Raw genomic sequence first — 18,681 nt, 5'->3', positions numbered from 1 at the left:
TCGCCCTCCAAGAGGTACTTACCCTCGGGTGAGTACCTGACTAATTAGTCCGTACTAGTCAACTCTACCGGCTGTGGAGAGGATCGAACCGAGAACAAAAACGAGGGAGAGCGTCAAAATGACAACTGACAACGGCGTCCGGGTAAGTGTTCTCGGGCTGGGGGCAATGGGCAGCACTCTCGCGGGTGCCCTGGTGAAGGCCGGATACGCGACCACGTGCTGGAACCGGTCACCGGGGAAGGCGGACGACCTCGTCGCGCAGGGCGCCAGGTCCGCCGACACGGCCGGCGACGCGGTGCGGGCCGGCCGATTGGTGATCGTATGCCTGCTGGACCACGCGTCGGTCCATGAGGTGCTCGATCCGCTCTCCGATGAGCTGGCCGGCCGAACCCTGGTCAACGTGACCACGACGTCACCGGCTCAGTCACGGGAGCTGGCCGACTGGGCCGCCCAGGCCGGGATCGCGTATCTGGACGGCGGCATCATGGCCGTACCGCACATGATCGGCCAGCCGGGGGCATCGATCCTCTACAGCGGATCGGCCGATGCCTTCGATCAGTACAAGCCGCTGCTCGGCCTGTGGGGAACCAGTACCTACTTCGGTGAGGATGCCGGGCTGGCGTCCCTGTACGACCTCGCCCTGCTCGCGGGCATGTACGTCATGTTCGCCGGATTCATGCACGGCGCCGCCATGGTCGCGCCGGCCGGCGTGACGGCGGGCGAGTTCGCTGCTCATGCCGCACCTTGGCTGACCGCCATGACCGGCGCCTTCCAAGAGTTCGCCGCAGTCATCGACGGCGGGGACTACACCGTCGAAGGGCAGCAGAGCCTCGACTTCTCCAACCTCAGTGACCTCCTGGCCGCCAGTTCCGACCAGAGCATCAGCACCGAGGTGGTCGCCATGGTCCAGCGGCTCATCCAACGCCAGATTGATGCAGGCCATGGAGAGGAAGGCTTCGCCCGAATCATCGAAAGCATCAAGCGACCGGGGTAAGAACTCTTCCACGGCGTGCACCGGTGGTGAACCGATGCGGGCCGCGCCTGCGATTCATATGGCGAGATAGCCGCCCATCAGGCGAGAAAAACCCCCCGCCGTCCCATCCGTCGTCCCGGCAGAAACGAACCAGGGTCATGACGACCTATCGCGCGCTTCGAGCGGACGGCTTGGGCGACGGTGGTCCGAAATCGCCCGCCGGCACCGAAGAGATCCTCACCGCATTGCTGGCCGACGTCGCGTGCGTCAGGGAAGTGCCGGCCAACAGTCACTTCTTCGATGAACTCGGTGCCGACTCCCTGGTCATGGCGCATTTCTGTGCGCGGGTGAGAAAGCGGGCGGATCTGCCGTCGGTGTCGATGAAGGACGTCTACCGGCACCCGACCATCAGATCGCTGGCCACGGCTCTCGCGGATTCCGCTCCGGCTCCCCCGGCAGAACCGGAGGTCCCGGAGCCGACCGCCCGGACGAGCCGGTCGCGCTACGTCATGTGCGGCGTGGTGCAGCTCCTGGGATTCCTCGGATACGCCTATCTCATCGCACTGGTCACCGTGCAGGGTTACGCATGGATGTCCGCCGAAGCCGGCCTGTTCGACGCGTATCTGCGAGCCGTCGTGTTCGGTGCCGTGACCTTCGTCGTCCTGTGCGGCCTGCCGATTCTGGCGAAGTGGGTGTTCATCGGCCGGTGGAAGCCTGTCCGGATCGACGTCTGGGGCCTGGCGTACGTCCGGTTCTGGATCGTCAAGACACTGGTGCGGTCGGCCCCTCTGGTCCTCTTCGTCGGTTCACCGCTCTATTCGCTGTATCTCAGGGCACTGGGCGCGAAGATCGGGCGAGGCGTCACGATCTTCTCCCGGAACGTGCCCGTGTGCACCGACCTGCTGACCATCGGCGACGACACCGTGATCCGCAAGGACTCGTACCTCAGCTGCTACCGGGCGCACCACCGGGTGATCCAGACGGGCGCCGTCACCCTCGGGAAGAACGTGTTCGTCAGCGAGGCGACGGTGCTCGACATCGACACCGCGATGGGCGACGGGTCCCAGCTCGGCCACGCCTCCTCGCTGCACAGCGGGCAGGCGGTGCCCGCGGGTGAGCACTGGCACGGCTCGCCCGCGCAGCCGGCCGATGTGGACTTCCAGGCCGCGGCTCCCGCCGCCTGCGGCGTCCTGCGAAGGGCGACCCACGGTGTGCTGCAGCTGATGACGGCGTTGCTCCTGTACGTGCCGCTCGTGGTCGGTGGTATCGGCGTCCTGCTCGCCGAGGTGCCGCAGCTCGCCATGGCGCTGGAACCCGGGCCCGCGATCCTCACCGGCTGGGTGTTCTACGTCGACACGCTGGCGCTCACCGCCGCGGTGTTCTTCGGCGCCATCCCCGTCGGGCTTCTCGTGTTGGCCACCATCCCCCGGCTGCTCAGTCGTGTCATCACACCGGACCGGGTCTATCCCCTCTACGGCGTCCATCACGCGGCGCACCGGGCCGTTCTCCGCCTGACCAACAGGCGTTTCATGACCCGTCTGTTCGGCGACAGCACCTGCATCGTCCACTATCTGCGCTGGATCGGCTGGGACCTCTCGCGGTTCGAGCAGACCGGGTCGAACTTCGGCACCCTGGTGAAACACGAGACCCCCTACCTGAGTTCGGTCGGTAGCGGAACGATGGTCGCCGACGGGCTGTCGATGATGAACGCCGAGTACACGAGTACGTCCTTTCTCGTGTCCCGGACCTCCATCGGAGCGCACAACTTCCTCGGGAACCGGATCGCCTACCCCTCGCGGGGCCGGACCGGTGACAACTGCCTGCTCGCGACGAAGGTCATGATCCCTGTCGACGGAGAGATCCGCGAGGGGGTCGGGTTGCTCGGCTCGCCCAGCTTCGAGATCCCGCGTTCGGTCCAGCGGGACAGCACGTTCGACGGGCTGACGAGCGGCGACGGACTGCGCAGGCTCCTTTGGGCCAAGAACCGGCACAACGCCGCCACCATGGCGCGGTTTCTGCTGATGGGCTGGTTCTACTTCTTCTGCGTCACCGTGATCTTCTCGGCCGCCGCCGAACTCTACGCGCCGCTCGGCGTGACGGCGGTCGCCCTCGCGAACGTGCTCCTGCTGCTGTTCAGCACCCTGTACTTCGTGCTGGTCGAGCGCGTCACCACGGCGTTCCATCCGCTGGGTACGTTGTTCTGCTCGATCTACGACCGCCGCTTCTGGCGCCGTGAGCGCTACTGGAAGGTGCCGTCGGAGAACTACCTGCGGATCTTCAACGGGACCCCGTTCAAGAACATCGTCTGGCGGCTGCTGGGCGTCCGCATCGGGCGCATGGTGTTCGACGACGGCTGCAGCCTGACCGAGCGTTCGATGGCCACCATCGGCGACGGGTGCACGCTCAACGCCGGCAGCGTCATCCAGTGCCACTCGCAGGAGGACGGCACCTTCAAGTCCGATCTCAGCACGATCGGCTCCGGCTGCACCCTCGGGGTCGGCGCCTTCGTCCACTACGGGGTCACGATCGGCGACGGCGCTCTGCTCGCGGCCGACTCCTTCCTCATGAAGGGCGAGACCGTTCCGCGCGGCGCGCGGTGGGGCGGGAATCCGGCCCGGCCGTTCCGCCGGGAGAACAGCGTCACGGGAGGTGGGTTCTGATGGCAACGCCGTTGAGCGAACGCGGGGCCGCCCGCAGTGGCTTCACCCTCGTACCGCGATGGACCACCGCCCCGGCGCCGGGCAGCGCCGAACACGAGACGGCGATCCCGGACAGCCTGGTCACGGCACTGCGCCGACTGGCCGACGAGCAGGGCGTGCCGCTCAGTTCGGTACTGCTGGCCGCGCATGCGAAGGTGCTCGCCGCGCTCTGTGGTGAACAGGCCGTCGTGAGCGGCTGTGTCGCGGCGGCGGGCGCCCCGCCGTTGCCCTGCCGGCTGACGACCGCGGCCGGCACCTGGCGCGAGCTGCTGGTCGACACTCATCGGGACGCGTCGGAACTGCTCGCGCACCGGGGCTGCCCGCCGGCTGATGTCCGCGAGCCCGGGGCGACCGGAGTGCGGCCCGAGGCCGTGTTCGATCCGGCCGGTGACGGCGGCGGTCCGGCCGGGGACGCCCCGCTGTGCGTAGCGGTCCCGGACCGGGATGGCGAGCGAGTCCTGCGGCTGCGGTACCGGACCGACGTACTCGACGAGCACGCGGCGGCAAGGATCGCCGGCTACCACCTCACCGCGCTCCGGCTGATGGCCGACAGTCCGGATGCCGCGCACGGACGCCGGAGCCTGCTGTCCGCCGAGGAGCTCCGGTTCCAGATCGACGGGCTCGCCGGGCCGCGCCGGGAACTGCCGGACCACCGGTTCCACGAGCTGTTCGAGCAGCGGGTGCGGGCGCACCCGGACGCCGTCGCGGTCGTACACGCCGGCCGGCGGTGGACGTACCGCGAGCTCAACGTGCGCGCCAACCGGCTGGGACACGCCCTGCTGGCGGAGGGCCTGCGCCCCGAAGGCGTCGTCGCCGTCGTGACCGAACGCAATCCGGACTGGATGGCCGCCGTCCTCGCCGTCTTCAAGGCCGGGGGCGTCTACATGCCCGTCGAGCCGCACTTCCCGGCCGAGCGCATGGTCACCATGTTCTCCCGTGCCGCGTGCGGGCTCGTACTGACCGAACCCGGCAGCACGGCCCACCTGGATCGGGCCCTGGACGCCGTGCCCGGGACCCGCCGGCTCTTCATCGACGCGGCGGTCATGGGGAGTTCGGCCGAGGACGACCTCGGAATCGAGGTCGCCGCGAACCGGCTCGCCTACCTCTTCTTCACCTCGGGCTCCACCGGCGATCCCAAGGGCGCGATGTGCGAGCACGCGGGTTTCCTCAACCACCTGTACGCCAAGATCGACGATCTGGGGATCAGTGAGGGCCAGGTCGTCGCGCAGACCGCGCCCCAGTGTTTCGACATCTCGCTGTGGCAGCTGATGTCAGCGCTGCTGGTGGGGGGACAGACCCTGCTGGTCGAGCAGGAGGCGATCCTCGATGTCCAGCGGTTCCTCGACACGCTCGTCGACGGGCGGGTCGGCGTGCTCCAGGTGGTGCCGTCGTATCTGGACGTCGTGCTGGCCGGTCTGGAGCGACACCCTCGCCGGCTGCCGGACCTGCGGTGTGTGTCGGTCACCGGCGAGGCGCTGAAGAAGGAACTCGTCCAGCGCTGGTTCGCGGCCGGACCCGGGATCCGGCTGGTCAACGCGTACGGGCTGACCGAGACGTCGGACGACACCAACCACGAGGTGATGGACCGGGTGCCGGACACGGAGCGGGTGCCACTCGGACGCCCCGTCAACAACGTGCACATCTATGTCGTCGACGAGAACCTGTCGCCGGTCCCTCTCGGCGCCCCCGGTGCGATCGTCTTCTCCGGGGTCTGCGTCGGCCGCGGTTACGTCAACGATCCCGAGCGTACTCGGCAGGCCTTCATGGCGGATCCGCACCGCCCGGGCCAACGGCTCTATCGAAGCGGTGACTTCGGCCGCTGGCAGCCGGACGGGAAGCTGGAATTCCTCGGCCGACGGGACGCACAGGTCAAGATCCGTGGGTTCCGTATCGAGCTCGGCGAGATCGAGAACTATCTTCTGCGCGTGCCCGGTGTCCGCGACGGTGCAGTGGTGGTCACGGAACGGACGGGCCGCAAGAACCTGGTGGGGTTCTACTCGGCACGGGCCCCGTTGAAGACCGGCGTCCTCCGGGACCGGCTGGCCGAGTCGCTGCCCGAGTACATGGTCCCGACGACCCTCCACTGGCGGGGCAGCCTGCCGTTGACCACGAACGGAAAGACCGACAAGAAGGCGCTGACGGTACTCGCCGAGGAACTCGACGCGGTCGAGGACGACTACCACGCACCCGGCACGCCCACCGAGCAGCGGCTGGCGGCAGCATGGGCCAGGGTGCTCGGCATTCCGCAGGAACGGGTCGGCCGGCGGGACCACTTCTTCGACCGGGGAGGCACCTCACTCTCAGCAGTGAGGCTCGCGATCTCCCTGGACCGGACCGTCTCCCTCGCCGACCTGACCAGCCACCCGGTCCTGGCCGATCTGGCCGGCCTGATCGACGCCCGTACCGAGCGGAGCCCCGGTTTTCTGCGGCCCCTGACGGAATCGAACGGCGCCCGGGCCGGCGCTCTGATCGGCTTCCCGGGCGCCGATGGCGACGCGGCGGACTTCCAGCCGCTGGCCGACGCGCTGCCGGGCAGCGGCCCGGCGGTCTACGCCGTCGCACCGTCCGGTCCCGGCACAGCCGACGGCAGCGAGCCGTGCGTACCCATGGACCGCGTGGTCGAGCAGGTGGTCTCCGAGATCGTCCGGCTCGGTCGGGCCAGGCTCCTGCTGTGGGGTCACGCCTCGGGCGCGGCGAACGCGTTGGAGACGGCCAGGAGGCTGCGGGAGCGCGGGGTGCACGTGCAGCGGGTGTTCCTCGACGCGCAGCTCCCGAGTGACGCCGTCGGCCGGCGCGCTGTCGGCCTGTATGAACTTCCGGGCGGCGGCCACGACTTCCTGCGCACCCGTGCGGTGGAGGCGGCCGACGCCGTGCTGCGCGCACTGACCTCACCGGCCCTCTCCTGAGCCACGACGAAAGGAAGGACGATGTCGTCCGCACTGCTCCAAGTGGAGACCCACCCCGGTATGCCTGCGACCCTGCGGGCCGAAGCCGCCACCGACCCGGCGCGGTGGGCAGCCGAACAGCGGGACACGCTGCGCGCCCTCGTCACCGAGCACGGTGCACTCATGATCAGCGGTCTGGATCTCCGCGACGCGAGCGAGGTCGCCGCGGTGGTCCGGCCGCTGACCACCGGTCCCGTGACCGAGAGAGAGGCGTTCGCCGCCCGATGGACCTACTCCGAGGGCGTCTACTCCTCATCGAAGTGGCCACCCAATCAACCGATGTGCATGCACCACGAACTCAGTTACGCACGTGAGTTCCCCGGCTTGATGCTGTTCGCGTGCCTCGAGGCGCCCACCATGGGCGGGGCGACCGCAGTGGCCGACTCGGCCGCCGTGCTCGCAGCCCTGCCGACCTCGCTCACGGGCCGCTTCGAGCGGGAGGGCTGGCTGCTCACCCGCAGCTACAACGACGAGATCGGGGCCACCGTGACGCAGGCTTTCGGCACTGAGGACCGGGGCGCGGTCGAGGACTACTGCCGCGCCAACGCGATCGAGTTCGCCTGGCAGCCCGACGGCGGACTGCGCACCCGGCAGCGCCGCAGCGCCGTGGTGCACCACCCGGTCACCGGCCTGCGCTGCTGGTTCAACCAGATCGCGTTTCTCAACGAGTGGACGATGGCCCCCGAGGTTCGGGAGTACCTGATCGACGAGTACGGCGCCGACGGCCTTCCCTTCAACACCCGCTACGGCAACGGCGACCCCATCGGCGAGGAGGTCGTCCACCTGCTCAACGAGATCTACGAGGCGAACACCGCACGCCGTCCCTGGCAGGCCGGTGACCTTCTGCTCGTCGACAACATCCGTACCGCGCACGGCAGGGAGCCCTTCGAAGGGCCCCGCAACGTGGTCGTGGCGATGGCGGATCCGGTTCACCTGGACGACTGCTCACCGACCGTCGGGAGGGGTTCCCCATGACCACCGTCCGTTCCACCCCACCGGAGCCCGCCATGACCGGCCGGCTCGCGGTGCCCCCGTTCGCGGTCATCTCAGGAGCGCAGGTCCAGCACGCGCTGCAAGGACGCGAGAAGGACGTGGTGGAGGTGGTTGAGGCCACCTACCGCCTCCACGACGCCGGTCGATCGGTGAATCCGCCGTCCTCCTTCATGCGCTTCCCCGACCGGCCGTCGTCGCGCATCATCGCGCTTCCCGCCTCGCTGGGCGGAGACGCCCGGGTGGACGGCCTGAAGTGGATTTCCAGCTTCCCGGCGAACGTGGCATCCGGAATCCCCAGGGCCTCGGCCGTGCTCATCCTCAACGACCATGCCACCGGCTATCCCTTCGCCTGCATGGAGAGCTCGATCATCAGCGCCACCAGAACGGCCGCTTCCGCCGCGTCGGCAGCGGACTGGCTCAGCCGTGACCGGCCGCGCCCCACGCGCGTCGGATTCTTCGGGGCCGGCTTGATCGCCCGCTACATCCACACCTTCCTGGAAGGCACCGGCTGGTCGTTCGACGAGATCGGCGTGCACGACGTGTCCGCCGCCAGCACAGCCGGCTTCCGCCTCTACCTGGAGCAGTCGGGCACCGCCGGCCGGATCACCGTGCACACCACCGCAGCGGAGTTGATCCGCCAGAGCGACATGGTCGTCTTCGCCACCGTCGCCGGTCAGCCGCACGTGGACAGCCTCGCCTGGTTCGCCCACAACCCGTTGGTGCTCCACGTGTCGCTGCGCGACCTCGCACCGCAGATCCTGCTCGCCTCAACCAACATCGTCGACGACATCGATCACTGTCTGCGGGCCGGCACCTCACCGCATCTGACCGAACAGCTCACGGGCAACCGGGACTTCGTGCACGGCACCTTGTACGACGTGATGGCAGGGCGGGTGCCGGTGCCGGCCGGCCGGCCCGCCGTGTTCTCGCCCTTCGGTCTCGGAGTGCTCGATCTCGCGGTCGGCAAGTACGTCTACGACGAGGTGGTCCGCTCGGGAGAACTGCAGATCATCGACGGCTTCTTCCACGAACTGCGCCGGTACGGATGACTACGGATGACCGAAGGTGGCTCTGCCACGGACGAGGAGACCAAAGTGCCAGTCATATCCGTTCCCCAGGCCTTCAACGAGGAGGAGCTCTACGTCGACCTCCGGTCGATCTTCGGGCACCCGCTGTTCCTCAAGTGCGAGGGATTCAACTTCGCCGGCTCGATCAAGCTGAAGGCGGCGACCGAGATGGTGGAGTCCGCCGAGCGAAGCGGGACGCTGACGCCGGATTCGGTCCTGGTCGAGTCCTCTTCCGGGAACCTCGGCGTGGCTCTCAGCATGATCACGGCGAGCAAGGGCTACCGGTTCATCTGTGTGACGGACTCCCGCTGCAATCTGGCGAGCAGGCTCATAATGGAAGCACTGGGCAGTCAGGTGCACGTCGTTGCCGCAGAAGGGGCCACCGGCGGACTCCTCGGCGCACGGCTGGCGTACGTGCGGGCGCTGTGCGCCTCCGACGACCGGTGCGTGTGGCTCAGCCAGTACACCAATCCGGACAACTGGAAGGCCCATTACTCGAGGACGGCACCGGCGATCGCCCGCTGGTTCCCGCGACTGGACGTTCTGTTCATCGGTGTCGGCACCACCGGCACCCTGATGGGCTGTGCGCGCTATTTCCGGACGTGGCACCGCCCGGTGCGGATCGTCGCGGTGGACAGCGTCGGTTCGGTCATCTTCGGCGGTGCTCCCGGTCGCCGGATGATTCCCGGCTTGGGCATGAGCGTCCGGCCCCCACTGCTCGACGAGTCGTATGTGGACGAGGCGGTACGCGTCGAAGAATCGGACACCATCCGCACCTGCCGCCGTCTGGCCAGAAAAGGCTTTCTCTTCGGCGGCTCCACCGGCACGGTGGTCAGCGGCGCCATGGGCTGGCTGGCCCGGCACGACACGCGCGGGCTCACCGCGGTGGCCATCGCCCCGGACCTCGGTGAGCGCTACCTCGACACCGTCTATCAGACGAACTGGGTGCAGGATCTCTACGGCGAGGATGTCCTCGCCCCCGAGACGACGGAGGATGTGCCGGCCGTCAGGCCAGGACAGAACGGAGTGTCAGCTCGGTGACGTCCGAGTGGAGCAGCCCCCGGGCGTCGGCGATGCGGCCTGAGCGGGCGACGTGACGTGAAGGAATACGCGCCTGGCTGGTTGAACGGCCTGCCGCGGGCGCTCGTACACCCTCATGAACCGGCCGTAGGAGGCCGGCCGTGGGAAGCCGTGGGAAAGGGAAGCCACCATGACCGGATCACAGGTGCCCGAGCTGGTGCTGGGCCGCCGTACCGTCGTCGCCGCCGTGGGCGCCGCCGGGCTCGCCGCCGCGCTCACCGCGTGCGGGAGCTCGGAGGACTCCTCGTACGGCGGAGCCCAGACGCCGGCCGACGGTGGGAACGACGCCGGCGCCGGTACCGGTACCGGTACCGGTACCGAGCTGGCCAAGATCGCGGACATCCCCGAGGGCGGTGGCAAGGTCTTCGCCGACCAGGGCGTGGTGGTCACCCAGCCCACGGCGGGTGAGTTCAAGGCGTTCTCGTCCAAGTGCACACATCAGGGCTGCGCGGTGAAGGACATCTCGGACGGCACCATCAACTGCCCCTGCCACGGCAGCAAGTTCGACGCCGCGGACGGTTCCGTCAAGGCAGGGCCGGCCACACAGGGACTGCCCGCGGCGTCCATCGTGGTGGAGGGCGACGCGATCAAGCTCGCCTGATCCCGGCGTTGCCGGCCGGGCGGCGCGGCCGCGCCCAGCAGGCCATGACGTCCTCGGTGGTGGTGATGGTCGCGACGAGGGCGAGCGTGTGACGGATCATCGCGGGGGTGTAGTCGGCGGGCACCCCCGCGATGGCGTCGGACGGCACGACCACCGTGTACCCGAGGTTGACCGCGTCGAAGACGGCGTTCGGGACGGCGACATTCGCCGAGACGCCGGTGACGATCAGCGTGCGGCAGCCCAGATTCCGCAGCAGCGCGTCAAGCTCGGTGCCCGCCATGGGGGACAGCCCGTGCAGGCGCCGCACCACGAGGTCTTCGTCCGCCACCTCGATCGGGTCCGCGATCCTGACGGCCCTGGTTCCGGACAGCTGCTGCACGGGAAGCCGCTCGGCGGCCCTGAAGAGCCGGGCGTTGCGGCCGGCCCCCCGCCCGTCGGGCCGCCGTTCGGCCACCGCGTGCAGGACCTGCACGCCCGTCAGGTGAGCGCCGGCGACCAGCCGGGCGACCCGGCCGAGGGCTCCCGAGGAGCGGGCTTCCCTGGCGAGTTCGGGCAGCGCGCTGTCCTCACCCACCACGCCCTGCTGGCACTCGACGGTCAGGAGGGCGGTGGTGGCGGGATCGAGCAGTTCCACCAGCTGTTCCATCGACGGCATGGCTCCCCCTGATCGCATCGGTCGCTCGCATCGGTCCGGGCGCGCGAGAGTAGCCACCCTTGCGCGGTGAAGGAAGAGCCTCCATCCTTTCTGACACATAGTCAGCAGAACGCGGGCCGGGGAAGGATGGACGGCACATGGTCGCCACACAACGGCGGGGCCGCCGCATCATGATGACGCCGGGCGAACTGGACACCTTCCTCGCCGAGCAGCGCACCTGCCGGGTCGCGACGGTGTCCGGGGACGGACGGCCGCATGTGAGCGCCCTCTGGTTCGCCTGGGACGGAAGCTCCCTGTGGCTGTACTCGATCACCCGCAGCCGGCGCTGGGCGGACCTGCGCAGGGACCCCAGGCTCGCGGTGGTGGTCGACGACGGCGAGGAGTACGGCGAGCTGCGGGGCGTGGAGCTCTCCGGCACTGCCGTGTTCGTCGGCGAGTCCCCGCGTACCGGCGGGCCATGCCCCGAACTGGACACGCCGGAGAAGCTCTTCGCGCGCAAGAACTTCGGTCTGGAGACGATGCCGCACGACGGGCGCCACGCCTGGGTACGGCTGACTCCGGACGCGGTCGCGTCCTGGGACTTCCGCAAGCTGGGCGGCGGGTAGGGCCTCTCGTTCGGATCAGGCCGGATCAGGCCGCATCAGGCCGGATCAGGGCCGGACGGACCCCGGGCCGTGGACGGCCGGCGTCAGCGCTGTTCGTCCGTCAGCCGCTCCCCGGCCGCCCGCAGTGCGTCCACCGCCGCCCGGATCGACGGCCGGCGGTCGGCGTCCGCCCGCCACACCACGTAGATGTGCCGCCGCACCGTGTCCCGTACGGGGACCAGCCGGACGCCGTCCGGGACGGGACCGCGGCCGAGGCGGGGCGCCACGCAGACGCCGAGACCGGCCGCGATGAGCGCCAGCTGGGTGTGGTGTTCCTCGGCCATGTGCGCGATGCGCGGTTCGATGCCCTCCCCGCGCAGCGTGAACATGAGCCACTCGTGGCAGAACTCCCCCTCGGGCCAGGAGATCCAGTCGTCCTCGGCGAAGTCCGCGAGATCCGCCACCCGCCGGTCCGCGAGCGGATGCCCGGCGGGTACGGCGACATCGGCGGCGTCGTCGAGCAGCGGGGCCCGCACGAGCCCGCCCGGCACCGGCAGCCGCTTGTTGTACCAGTCGAGGACGACGGCCAGGTCGAGGTCGCCGCGCACCACGCCCAGTACGCCTTCCGCGGGCTCCATCTCCCGCGACCGGACCCGGAGTTCGGGATGGTCCGTCCGCAGCGCCGAGAGCGCGGCCGGGAAGAGTCCACGGGCCGCCGTGGGGAAGGCGCCGATGCGCAGCTCCCCCACCGCCCGGCCGCGCTGGGCCTCCACATCGGCCTGGGCCAGCTCGACCTGGGAGATGATCCGGGCGGCGTGATCGGCGAGCAGCCGGCCGGCGTCGGTGAGCCGGACGCCGCGGCCGTTCTTCGCGAGGAGCTGCTGCCCGACCTCGCGTTCCAGCTTCGCCATCTGCTGGGACACGGCCGAGGTCGTCACATGCAGTCCGTCCGCCGCCCCGCTCACCGAGCCGTGGCGGGCGAGGGCGTCCAGGGTCCGAAGGCGCTCCAAGTTCAACACATAAGCAATACTAAGCGATCCCTCCAATGAAATTTCGCTTGTCCTTCACCGTGCGACAGGCCATCGTGAGCCGCATGAGCGCTCCCCGCACGCCCGGAACCAACCCGCCCGGAGTCCTGCCGCCGGCCGGCTCCTCCGCCACGGCTCCCGGCCGGCGCCGCTGCTTCGACTGGCGCATCAGGTTCGCGGTGCTGTCGCTCGTCTGGGGCTTCAGCTTTCTCCTGATCAAGGTGGGCACCGAGGCGTACGCCCCCTTCCAGGTCACCCTGGGGCGGCTGTTCTTCGGTACCGCGGTGCTGGCCGTCGCCCTCGCCGTGAAGCGGGAACGGCTGCCGAGCGGGCTCCGTACGTGGGGGCATCTGACGGTGTCCGCGTTCTTCCTCAACGCCCTGCCGTTCTCCCTCTTCGCGTACTCCGAGCTGACGATCCCCTCCACGCTCGCCGGCATCTGCAACGCCACCTCTCCGCTCTGGGGCATGGCGCTGTCGATGGTCGCCCTCTCCGAGGACCGCCCGACCCGGCGCAGGGTCGCGGGGCTGGGCATCGGCTTCCTCGGGGTGCTGACCGTGCTGGGCGCCTGGCAGGGCTTCTCCGGTCTGGACGCGACGGGCACCGGGATGGCGCTGCTGGCCTCACTCAGTTATCCGGTGGGCTGGATCTACCTGCGCCGGACCCTGGGCGGCAGTACGCACTCCGCCCTGTCCATGACAGGCGCCCAGCTCCTGCTCGCCACCGTCCAGCTGGCCGTCGTGACCCCGCTGTTCACCAGCTTCCCGGCCGACTTCCCGCTGATGCCGACGCTCGCGGTGCTCGCGCTCGGCGCGGCGGGCACCGGATTCGCCCTGCTGCTCCAGTACGGCCTGGTCGCCGAGATCGGGCCGACGACGGCCCAGATGGTCACGTACTTCATTCCGGTGATCGCGACCGCGGCGGGCGTGCTGGTCCTGGGCGAGACGCTCAGCTGGAACACTCCGGTGGGCGCGGCCGTCATCCTCGCCGGAGCCGCCCTGACCCAGAGCCGCCCGAGAGCCCGGACCACACGGAAGGGCCGGACCACGCCGAAGGCCCGGAACACACCGGGGACCCGGAGCACACCGAGGGCCCCGAGCACACCCGACGCCCGGAAGGTGCCCGCCTCGGCAGCAGCGCCGGATCAGTCGTAGCGGCGCTCCGGCGCGGGCCCCGCGGCGGACGCCAGCGCGCCGGCCACCGGACCGATGTCGGCCGGCGTCATGGGCGAGACGGTCAGGCGCACGCCCGGGGGCGCGGACATCCGGAAACGCGCCCCGGGGGCGACGGCCCAGCCCGCGTGGAGCAGCCGCGCCACCACGCCGGTCTCGTCGGGCACGGGCACCCATACGTTCATCCCGCTGGCCCCGTGCGCGGCGACTCCGCGCGCTTGGAGTGCCGCGATGAGCGCGCTCCGGCGCTCGCCGTACGAACAGGCCACCGCCCGCTGATCGACCGCGGCCGAGTCCCAGAGATCGACGACGGTGTACTGCAGCAACCTGCTGACCCAGCCGGGCCCGAGCCGCTGGCGCCCGCGCACCCGGTCGAGCGTGACGGCGTCCCCGGTCAGTACGGCGAGCCGCAGGTCCGGCCCGTACGCCTTGGCGGTGGACCGCACCAGCGCCCAGTGGCGCGTCCCGCCGGCGAGCGGATGCAGGGGCAGATCGACGATCGCGTGCCCGTGGTCGTCCTCGATGAGCAGGGCGTGCGGGTACGCCGCGAGGACGGTACGCAGGTCGTGGGCGCGGGCGGCGCTCACCGCGGCGCCCGTGGGGTTCTGCGCGCGGTCGGTGACGACCAGCGCGCGCGCCCCCTGCCGCAGCGCCCGGTCGACGTCGCCGGGCAGCGGACCCTCGTCGTCGACCGCGACCGGGACGGCCCGCAGTCCGAGCGCCGGGACGAGGTCCAGCAGGCTGCCCCATCCCGGGTCCTCGATGGCGACGGCATCACCCGGCTTGAGGTGGGCCGCGAGTACGCGCTCGATGGCGTCCAGCGATCCGGAGGTGACGCAGACCGGCCCGTCCGGCACGCCGTCGGCGTCAAATGCGGCCCGCGCCATCCGCGCCAGGTCCGGGACGATCGCATCCTCGCCGTACAGCCCGGGCCGCTCCGCATTGCGCCGCGCGGCGGCCGCGAGCGCGTTGCCCAGCGCGGGCAGCAGGGCCGGGTCCGGATTGCCGGTGGAGACATCGCGCACACCGTACGGCGCGTCGACCCGGATGGACTCGCGGGGCGTGCTGGCCGGCCGGGAGCGCACCCGGCTGCCCCGGCGCCCGTCGGTCTCGATGACACCGCGCTCGCGCAGGGTGCGGTACGCGGCGGCGACCGTATTCGGATTGACGCCCAGGTCGGACGCCAACTCCCGCATCGGAGGCAGCAGTTGGCCGGGCGGGAGATCGCCCGACCCCACCCCCAGCTCCACGCTCGCGGCAATCTCCGATGCACGACGACCCACGATCCGATACTCTCCTAGCACAAAGTTGATTATGCACTAGTGCAATGGAGAGCGCAATGCCGGACACCGCCCCTGCCTACGAGCGGACCGACCGCACCTTCCCCACCCGTGGGCGCGACCGTGCCACATACGACAGCGAAGTCGTCCACGCGATACTCGACGAGGGATACGTCTGCCACCTGGGGTTCGTCCGCGACGGCGCGCCGGTCGTCCTGCCGACTCTGTACGGCCGGGTCGGCGAGCGCCTGTACGTACACGGCTCGACCGGTTCGCGACCGCTGCGGATGGCCGGGCAGGGCGCCGATCCGGGACTCGCCGTCTGCCTGACCGTCACCCATGTCGACGGCCTGGTCCTGGCCCGGTCCGCCTTCCACCACTCGATCAACTACCGCTCGGTCGTGGTGCACGGCACCGCTTACCAGGTCACCGACCCGCAGGAGCGCCGCATGGCGCTCGACGCGCTGGTGGAGCAGGTCGTGCCGGGCCGTGCTGCCGACTCGCGCCCCGCTGATGCCAAGGAGCTCGCCGCGACCGCCGTCATTCGCCTCGACCTGGACGAGGTCTCGGCGAAGATCCGCACCGGCGGCCCCAACGACGAGCCCGAGGACCTCTCGCTGCCCCACTGGACGGGAGTCGTCCCCCTCGCCCGCGGCTACGGCCGGCCGGTCCCGGCGGACGACCTCGCCCCGGGCATCGCGCTCCCGGACTACCTCGCCACACTCTGAACCACGCCCGGCCGGAGCCGGCGACAGCCAGCGCCGCCGGCCCCGGGGAGGGTCAGGCCGGCGCGGCAGCCCGGCGCGCTCCGGCGGCGGTGCGGGCCTCGGCGAAGGCCAGTCCCGCCACCGCCGTGAGCAGCAGCAGCGTTCCGGCCACGGTCGCCGCGGTGAGCTGTTCACCCAGTACCGCCACCGCGATGACCGCCGCGCCCACCGGTTCGATCAGCATGATCACCGAGACGGTGGCGGCCCGCACCACGGCCGCTCCGGTGAAGTAGAGCGCGTACGCGAGCGCCGTCGGCACGGTCGCCACGTACACCAGCAGCCAGACCACCCGGCCGAGGTCCGCGGTGTGCGGCGTCAACCCCTCGGCCAGGCCCAGCGGCAGCAGGCACACCGCCCCGACCCCGAGGGCCCAGGCAGTCGTGGACAGGGGGTCCCCGCCGCCACCGTCCCGGCCCAGCCACCGCGTCAGCAGCGCCATGGCCGCGTACCCGGCGGCGGAGAGCAGCGCGTACGCCACACCCAGCGGCCGTACGACGCCCCCTCCGCTGCCGAGTACCAGCACCACCAGCCCGCCGAGCGCGCCGGCCACGGCCATGACGCCGCCGCGCCCGAGCCGCTCGCCCATCGCCAGCCGGGCGCCGACGGCGATGAGCACGGGTCCGGCGCCCAGCGTGACGACGGTGCCGACGGCGAGCCCGGTCTCCTGGACCGCCGCGAAGTATGCGGACTGGAAGACGGTGAAGGTGACCCCGGTGACGGCGACGCGCAGCAGCCGGCGCCGCCGGGGCTCCGCGGGCGCGGGCGCCTTGCGCGGCCGTACGGACTGTACGGCGAGCAGCACGGCGAGGCCGCCGACGCAGCGCCAGAACGACAGCGCGACGGGTCCGAGGTCGCTGACCAGGTACACCAGCGAGGCGGCGGCGCCGGCGGTGCCCCAGGCGGCACCGGCGACGGCCAGATAGAACAGGCTCCGCCCGACCGGGAGACCGGAGGCAGGCAGGGAGGGCAGGGAAGGGGAAAGGGAAGTGTTCGACACGTGACTTCTCCGCGGAAGACGGGACTGATGGCCGCTGGTCTCCGTACGCGGGCAGCGACGAGCCGCTCGGGAACTGCCGAGCCGGGTCTTCGTCCTCGAAAAGGGGCTGCCCGCGTTACGCGGCAGGCGGCGGAAGTACGGTCGAATGCATGATCGTCACCTTACGTCGAGCTCCGTTCGAGCGGCAATTCCCCGCCGGCGCCTTCGTCCCCTGCCTCGGGTCCGGGGACCGCGGCACCGGCCACCTCGACGGCGGGGCCACCCGCGGCCACCTGCCCCGCGTTCGCCTTGGGCGTGGAGGACTGGGCGATGAACGCGCCCACGAGCACCACGGCCCCGCCGATGATCTGGGGCGCGGACAGGTGCTCGCCGAGCAGCACCCATGCCAGGACCGTCGCGATGACCGCTTCCAGGCAGGCCACCACTCCGGCCACCTGGGGTGAGAGCCTGCGGACCGACACCACACCGGTCACATAGGCGATCACGGTGGCGATCAGCACGACCCAGCCGAGCAGCAGCGCCGCGGGGACCTGGGTGCCGTTCATATCGGCCCGGCCGGCCAGTACCGACCAGTCCATGCCCCACGGACGGGCCACGGCCGTGAGGATGACGGTGCCGATGAGCAGGCCGTACGCGATGACGCCCAGCGGGTCGGCCGCGTCGTCGCCGCCGCTGCCCTGGTCGGACAGGATGAAGTAGCCGACCTGGCAGCAGGCAGCCCCGAGGGCGAGGAGCAGACCGACGACGTCGAAGCTCAGGCCCGACCACACCTCGACGACACAGGCCAGGCCGCCGACGGCGAGGATCACCCCGACCGCCGCGGCCCGGGTGACGGGCCGCCGCTGCACGAACCGCACCCAGCCGAGGACGAGGGCCGGCGCGAAGTACTCGATGAGCAGCGCGACGCCGACCGGGATGCGCGAGATCGACGCGAAGTAGAACGCCTGCACGCCCGCGATGGCGAGCAGTCCGAAGCCCGCGAGCAGGGCCGGCTTGCGGAACAGCAGACCGCGGTGGCGCCAGGCGAGCGGGGACATGACCAGCGCGGCGCCCGCCACCCTGAGCCAGACCACATGCAGGGGGTCGAGCCCCGCTTCGATCAGCGGCTTGGCCGCGACACCCGATCCACCGAACGCGAGCGCCGATCCCAGGGCGAGACCCAGGCCGACGCTCCTTCCCCGAGACGCTTGCATCGGGCCATCATGACAGCACTCGTCATGACCGTCATCCTCGTGACACCTGTTGAGACAGCCGGCCCGCCCGACGATTCCTGACGGCCCATCAGTATTGAAAGTTCCGCCGCCTGCGGATACGTTCCGCGCCACCGCAAGACCCGACGAGAAGGGGTGGTCGCATGGCCGAAGTGAGCGCGGAGGCACGCATCGAGGCACCGGCCGGCAAGGTCTGGGCCCAGCTGACGGACCTCAGCACGTACGGCCGGTGGAACGCCACCCACACCAGCTTCCCCAAGGGGTGCCCGGAGGCACTCGAAGTGGCGGCCACCTACGAGGAGAACATGAAGCTCATGGGCTTCCCGGCCGAGGTGACCTGGACCGTCGCCGAACTGGAGCCGGAGCGGCTGCTCGCCACCACGGGCAAGGGCCCCATGGGCGTCAGCCTCGGCATGCGCTACGCGCTGACGCCCGACGGGGACGCCACGCGGATACGCGTCGACGGCGAGTTCACCGGCGCCGCGGTGTCGCTCATGGCGGGCAAGCTCAAGGACTCCGCGACTGCCGCGCTCCACGAGTCGCTGCGCAGACTGGGCGGCCTGGTGAGCTGACCACCGGCCGCCGCTGGCCGGTCACCGTCCCCCGCCCGCCTCCTCGTCCGACGCGCC

16 protein-coding genes are annotated in these 18,681 nt (G+C 70.5%); 11 read left to right on the top strand and 5 right to left on the bottom strand.

Annotated features, from left to right (window positions below; all coding sequences use genetic code 11):
- Window positions 1-118: 118 nt before the first annotated feature.
- The 7 genes from ACWV17_RS10940 (at window position 119) to ACWV17_RS10910 (ending at window position 10,358) form a co-directional block, all read left to right on the top strand.
- Entirely contained in the window at window positions 119-994 is an 876-nt protein-coding gene (locus tag ACWV17_RS10940) for an NAD(P)-dependent oxidoreductase (protein ID WP_455359598.1), read from the top strand.
- A gap of 137 nt (window positions 995-1,131) precedes the next feature.
- Window positions 1,132-3,633 carry a Pls/PosA family non-ribosomal peptide synthetase gene (locus ACWV17_RS10935; protein ID WP_455359485.1) on the top strand — a complete coding sequence of 834 codons (2,502 nt, stop codon included), beginning with the start codon at window positions 1,132-1,134 and terminating at the stop codon, window positions 3,631-3,633.
- A complete protein-coding gene (locus ACWV17_RS10930) occupies window positions 3,633-6,578 on the top strand; it encodes a non-ribosomal peptide synthetase (protein ID WP_455359484.1) in 2,946 nt (981 codons plus the stop codon). Before ACWV17_RS10935 ends, ACWV17_RS10930 begins: the two co-directional genes overlap by 1 nt.
- Window positions 6,579-6,599: 21 nt before the next feature.
- Window positions 6,600-7,592, top strand: coding sequence for a TauD/TfdA family dioxygenase (locus tag ACWV17_RS10925; protein ID WP_455359483.1), 993 nt, complete (start codon window positions 6,600-6,602; stop codon window positions 7,590-7,592).
- Window positions 7,589-8,659: a 2,3-diaminopropionate biosynthesis protein SbnB gene (sbnB, locus tag ACWV17_RS10920; RefSeq protein ID WP_455359482.1), complete on the top strand. Its 1,071-nt coding sequence runs from the start codon at window positions 7,589-7,591 to the stop codon at window positions 8,657-8,659. Before ACWV17_RS10925 ends, sbnB begins: the two co-directional genes overlap by 4 nt.
- Window positions 8,660-8,704: 45 nt before the next feature.
- Entirely contained in the window at window positions 8,705-9,718 is a 1,014-nt protein-coding gene (sbnA, locus tag ACWV17_RS10915) for a 2,3-diaminopropionate biosynthesis protein SbnA (protein WP_455359481.1), read from the top strand.
- A 169-nt stretch (window positions 9,719-9,887) separates the two neighbouring features.
- Complete coding sequence (locus tag ACWV17_RS10910; RefSeq protein ID WP_455359480.1) at window positions 9,888-10,358, top strand: Rieske (2Fe-2S) protein; 471 nt, start codon at window positions 9,888-9,890, stop codon at window positions 10,356-10,358.
- Here ACWV17_RS10910 and ACWV17_RS10905 read toward each other — a convergent pair.
- Window positions 10,345-11,013 (bottom strand): cysteine hydrolase, encoded by a 669-nt coding sequence (locus ACWV17_RS10905; RefSeq protein ID WP_455359479.1) that lies wholly within the window; start codon window positions 11,011-11,013, stop codon window positions 10,345-10,347. The genes ACWV17_RS10910 and ACWV17_RS10905 overlap by 14 nt on opposite strands.
- A gap of 137 nt (window positions 11,014-11,150) precedes the next feature.
- On the opposite strand from ACWV17_RS10905, the gene ACWV17_RS10900 reads away from it, so the two are divergent.
- On the top strand, window positions 11,151-11,618 hold the full coding sequence (locus ACWV17_RS10900; protein ID WP_455359478.1) for a pyridoxamine 5'-phosphate oxidase family protein: 468 nt from the start codon (window positions 11,151-11,153) through the stop codon (window positions 11,616-11,618).
- Between the two features lie 83 nt (window positions 11,619-11,701).
- Here the strand turns inward: ACWV17_RS10900 and ACWV17_RS10895 are convergent, their stop codons facing one another.
- Complete coding sequence (locus ACWV17_RS10895) at window positions 11,702-12,616, bottom strand: LysR family transcriptional regulator (RefSeq protein WP_455351864.1); 915 nt, start codon at window positions 12,614-12,616, stop codon at window positions 11,702-11,704.
- A gap of 74 nt (window positions 12,617-12,690) precedes the next feature.
- Here ACWV17_RS10895 and ACWV17_RS10890 point away from each other — a divergent pair, with 74 nt between their 5' ends.
- A complete protein-coding gene (locus tag ACWV17_RS10890; protein WP_455359477.1) occupies window positions 12,691-13,779 on the top strand; it encodes a DMT family transporter in 1,089 nt (362 codons plus the stop codon).
- Here ACWV17_RS10890 and ACWV17_RS10885 read toward each other — a convergent pair.
- The gene (locus ACWV17_RS10885) at window positions 13,770-15,101 is read right to left on the bottom strand and encodes an aminotransferase class I/II-fold pyridoxal phosphate-dependent enzyme (protein WP_455359476.1); all 1,332 of its coding nucleotides are present in this window, start codon (window positions 15,099-15,101) and stop codon (window positions 13,770-13,772) included. The genes ACWV17_RS10890 and ACWV17_RS10885 overlap by 10 nt on opposite strands.
- 35 nt (window positions 15,102-15,136) lie before the next feature.
- Between ACWV17_RS10885 and ACWV17_RS10880 the strand changes: the two genes are divergently transcribed.
- Window positions 15,137-15,805, top strand: a complete 669-nt coding sequence (locus tag ACWV17_RS10880; protein WP_455359475.1) for a pyridoxamine 5'-phosphate oxidase family protein — start codon at window positions 15,137-15,139, stop codon at window positions 15,803-15,805.
- 52 nt (window positions 15,806-15,857) lie between these two features.
- Here ACWV17_RS10880 and ACWV17_RS10875 read toward each other — a convergent pair whose 3' ends face one another.
- Both ACWV17_RS10875 and ACWV17_RS10870 read right to left on the bottom strand, forming a co-directional pair.
- Window positions 15,858-16,841, bottom strand: coding sequence for a DMT family transporter (locus ACWV17_RS10875; RefSeq protein ID WP_455359474.1), 984 nt, complete (start codon window positions 16,839-16,841; stop codon window positions 15,858-15,860).
- Window positions 16,842-17,002: 161 nt separating this feature from the next.
- Window positions 17,003-18,034 (bottom strand): EamA family transporter, encoded by a 1,032-nt coding sequence (locus tag ACWV17_RS10870; RefSeq protein WP_455351868.1) that lies wholly within the window; start codon window positions 18,032-18,034, stop codon window positions 17,003-17,005.
- Between the two features lie 161 nt (window positions 18,035-18,195).
- On the opposite strand from ACWV17_RS10870, the gene ACWV17_RS10865 reads away from it, so the two are divergent.
- Entirely contained in the window at window positions 18,196-18,624 is a 429-nt protein-coding gene (locus ACWV17_RS10865; protein ID WP_455351869.1) for a type II toxin-antitoxin system Rv0910 family toxin, read from the top strand.
- Window positions 18,625-18,681 lie beyond the last annotated feature (57 nt).

It is taken from the genome of Streptomyces mabaensis (assembly GCF_053763515.1).
This window is presented reverse-complemented; position numbering and strand designations above follow the sequence as displayed.

Excerpts from the sequence above, each read along its gene's own strand:
- ACWV17_RS10935 (WP_455359485.1), top strand. The coding sequence starts at position 1,132 with ATGACGACCTATCGCGCGCTTCGAGCGGACGGCTTGGGCGACGGTGGT.
- sbnB (WP_455359482.1), top strand. The coding sequence starts at position 7,589 with ATGACCACCGTCCGTTCCACCCCACCGGAGCCCGCCATGACCGGCCGG.
- ACWV17_RS10870 (WP_455351868.1), bottom strand. The coding sequence starts at position 18,034 with ATGCAAGCGTCTCGGGGAAGGAGCGTCGGCCTGGGTCTCGCCCTGGGA.
- ACWV17_RS10890 (WP_455359477.1), top strand. The coding sequence starts at position 12,691 with ATGAGCGCTCCCCGCACGCCCGGAACCAACCCGCCCGGAGTCCTGCCG.
- ACWV17_RS10865 (WP_455351869.1), top strand. The coding sequence starts at position 18,196 with ATGGCCGAAGTGAGCGCGGAGGCACGCATCGAGGCACCGGCCGGCAAG.
- ACWV17_RS10940 (WP_455359598.1), top strand. The coding sequence starts at position 119 with ATGACAACTGACAACGGCGTCCGGGTAAGTGTTCTCGGGCTGGGGGCA.
- ACWV17_RS10930 (WP_455359484.1), top strand. The coding sequence starts at position 3,633 with ATGGCAACGCCGTTGAGCGAACGCGGGGCCGCCCGCAGTGGCTTCACC.
- ACWV17_RS10880 (WP_455359475.1), top strand. The coding sequence starts at position 15,137 with ATGCCGGACACCGCCCCTGCCTACGAGCGGACCGACCGCACCTTCCCC.
- ACWV17_RS10905 (WP_455359479.1), bottom strand. The coding sequence starts at position 11,013 with ATGCCGTCGATGGAACAGCTGGTGGAACTGCTCGATCCCGCCACCACC.
- ACWV17_RS10910 (WP_455359480.1), top strand. The coding sequence starts at position 9,888 with ATGACCGGATCACAGGTGCCCGAGCTGGTGCTGGGCCGCCGTACCGTC.
- ACWV17_RS10925 (WP_455359483.1), top strand. The coding sequence starts at position 6,600 with ATGTCGTCCGCACTGCTCCAAGTGGAGACCCACCCCGGTATGCCTGCG.
- ACWV17_RS10900 (WP_455359478.1), top strand. The coding sequence starts at position 11,151 with ATGGTCGCCACACAACGGCGGGGCCGCCGCATCATGATGACGCCGGGC.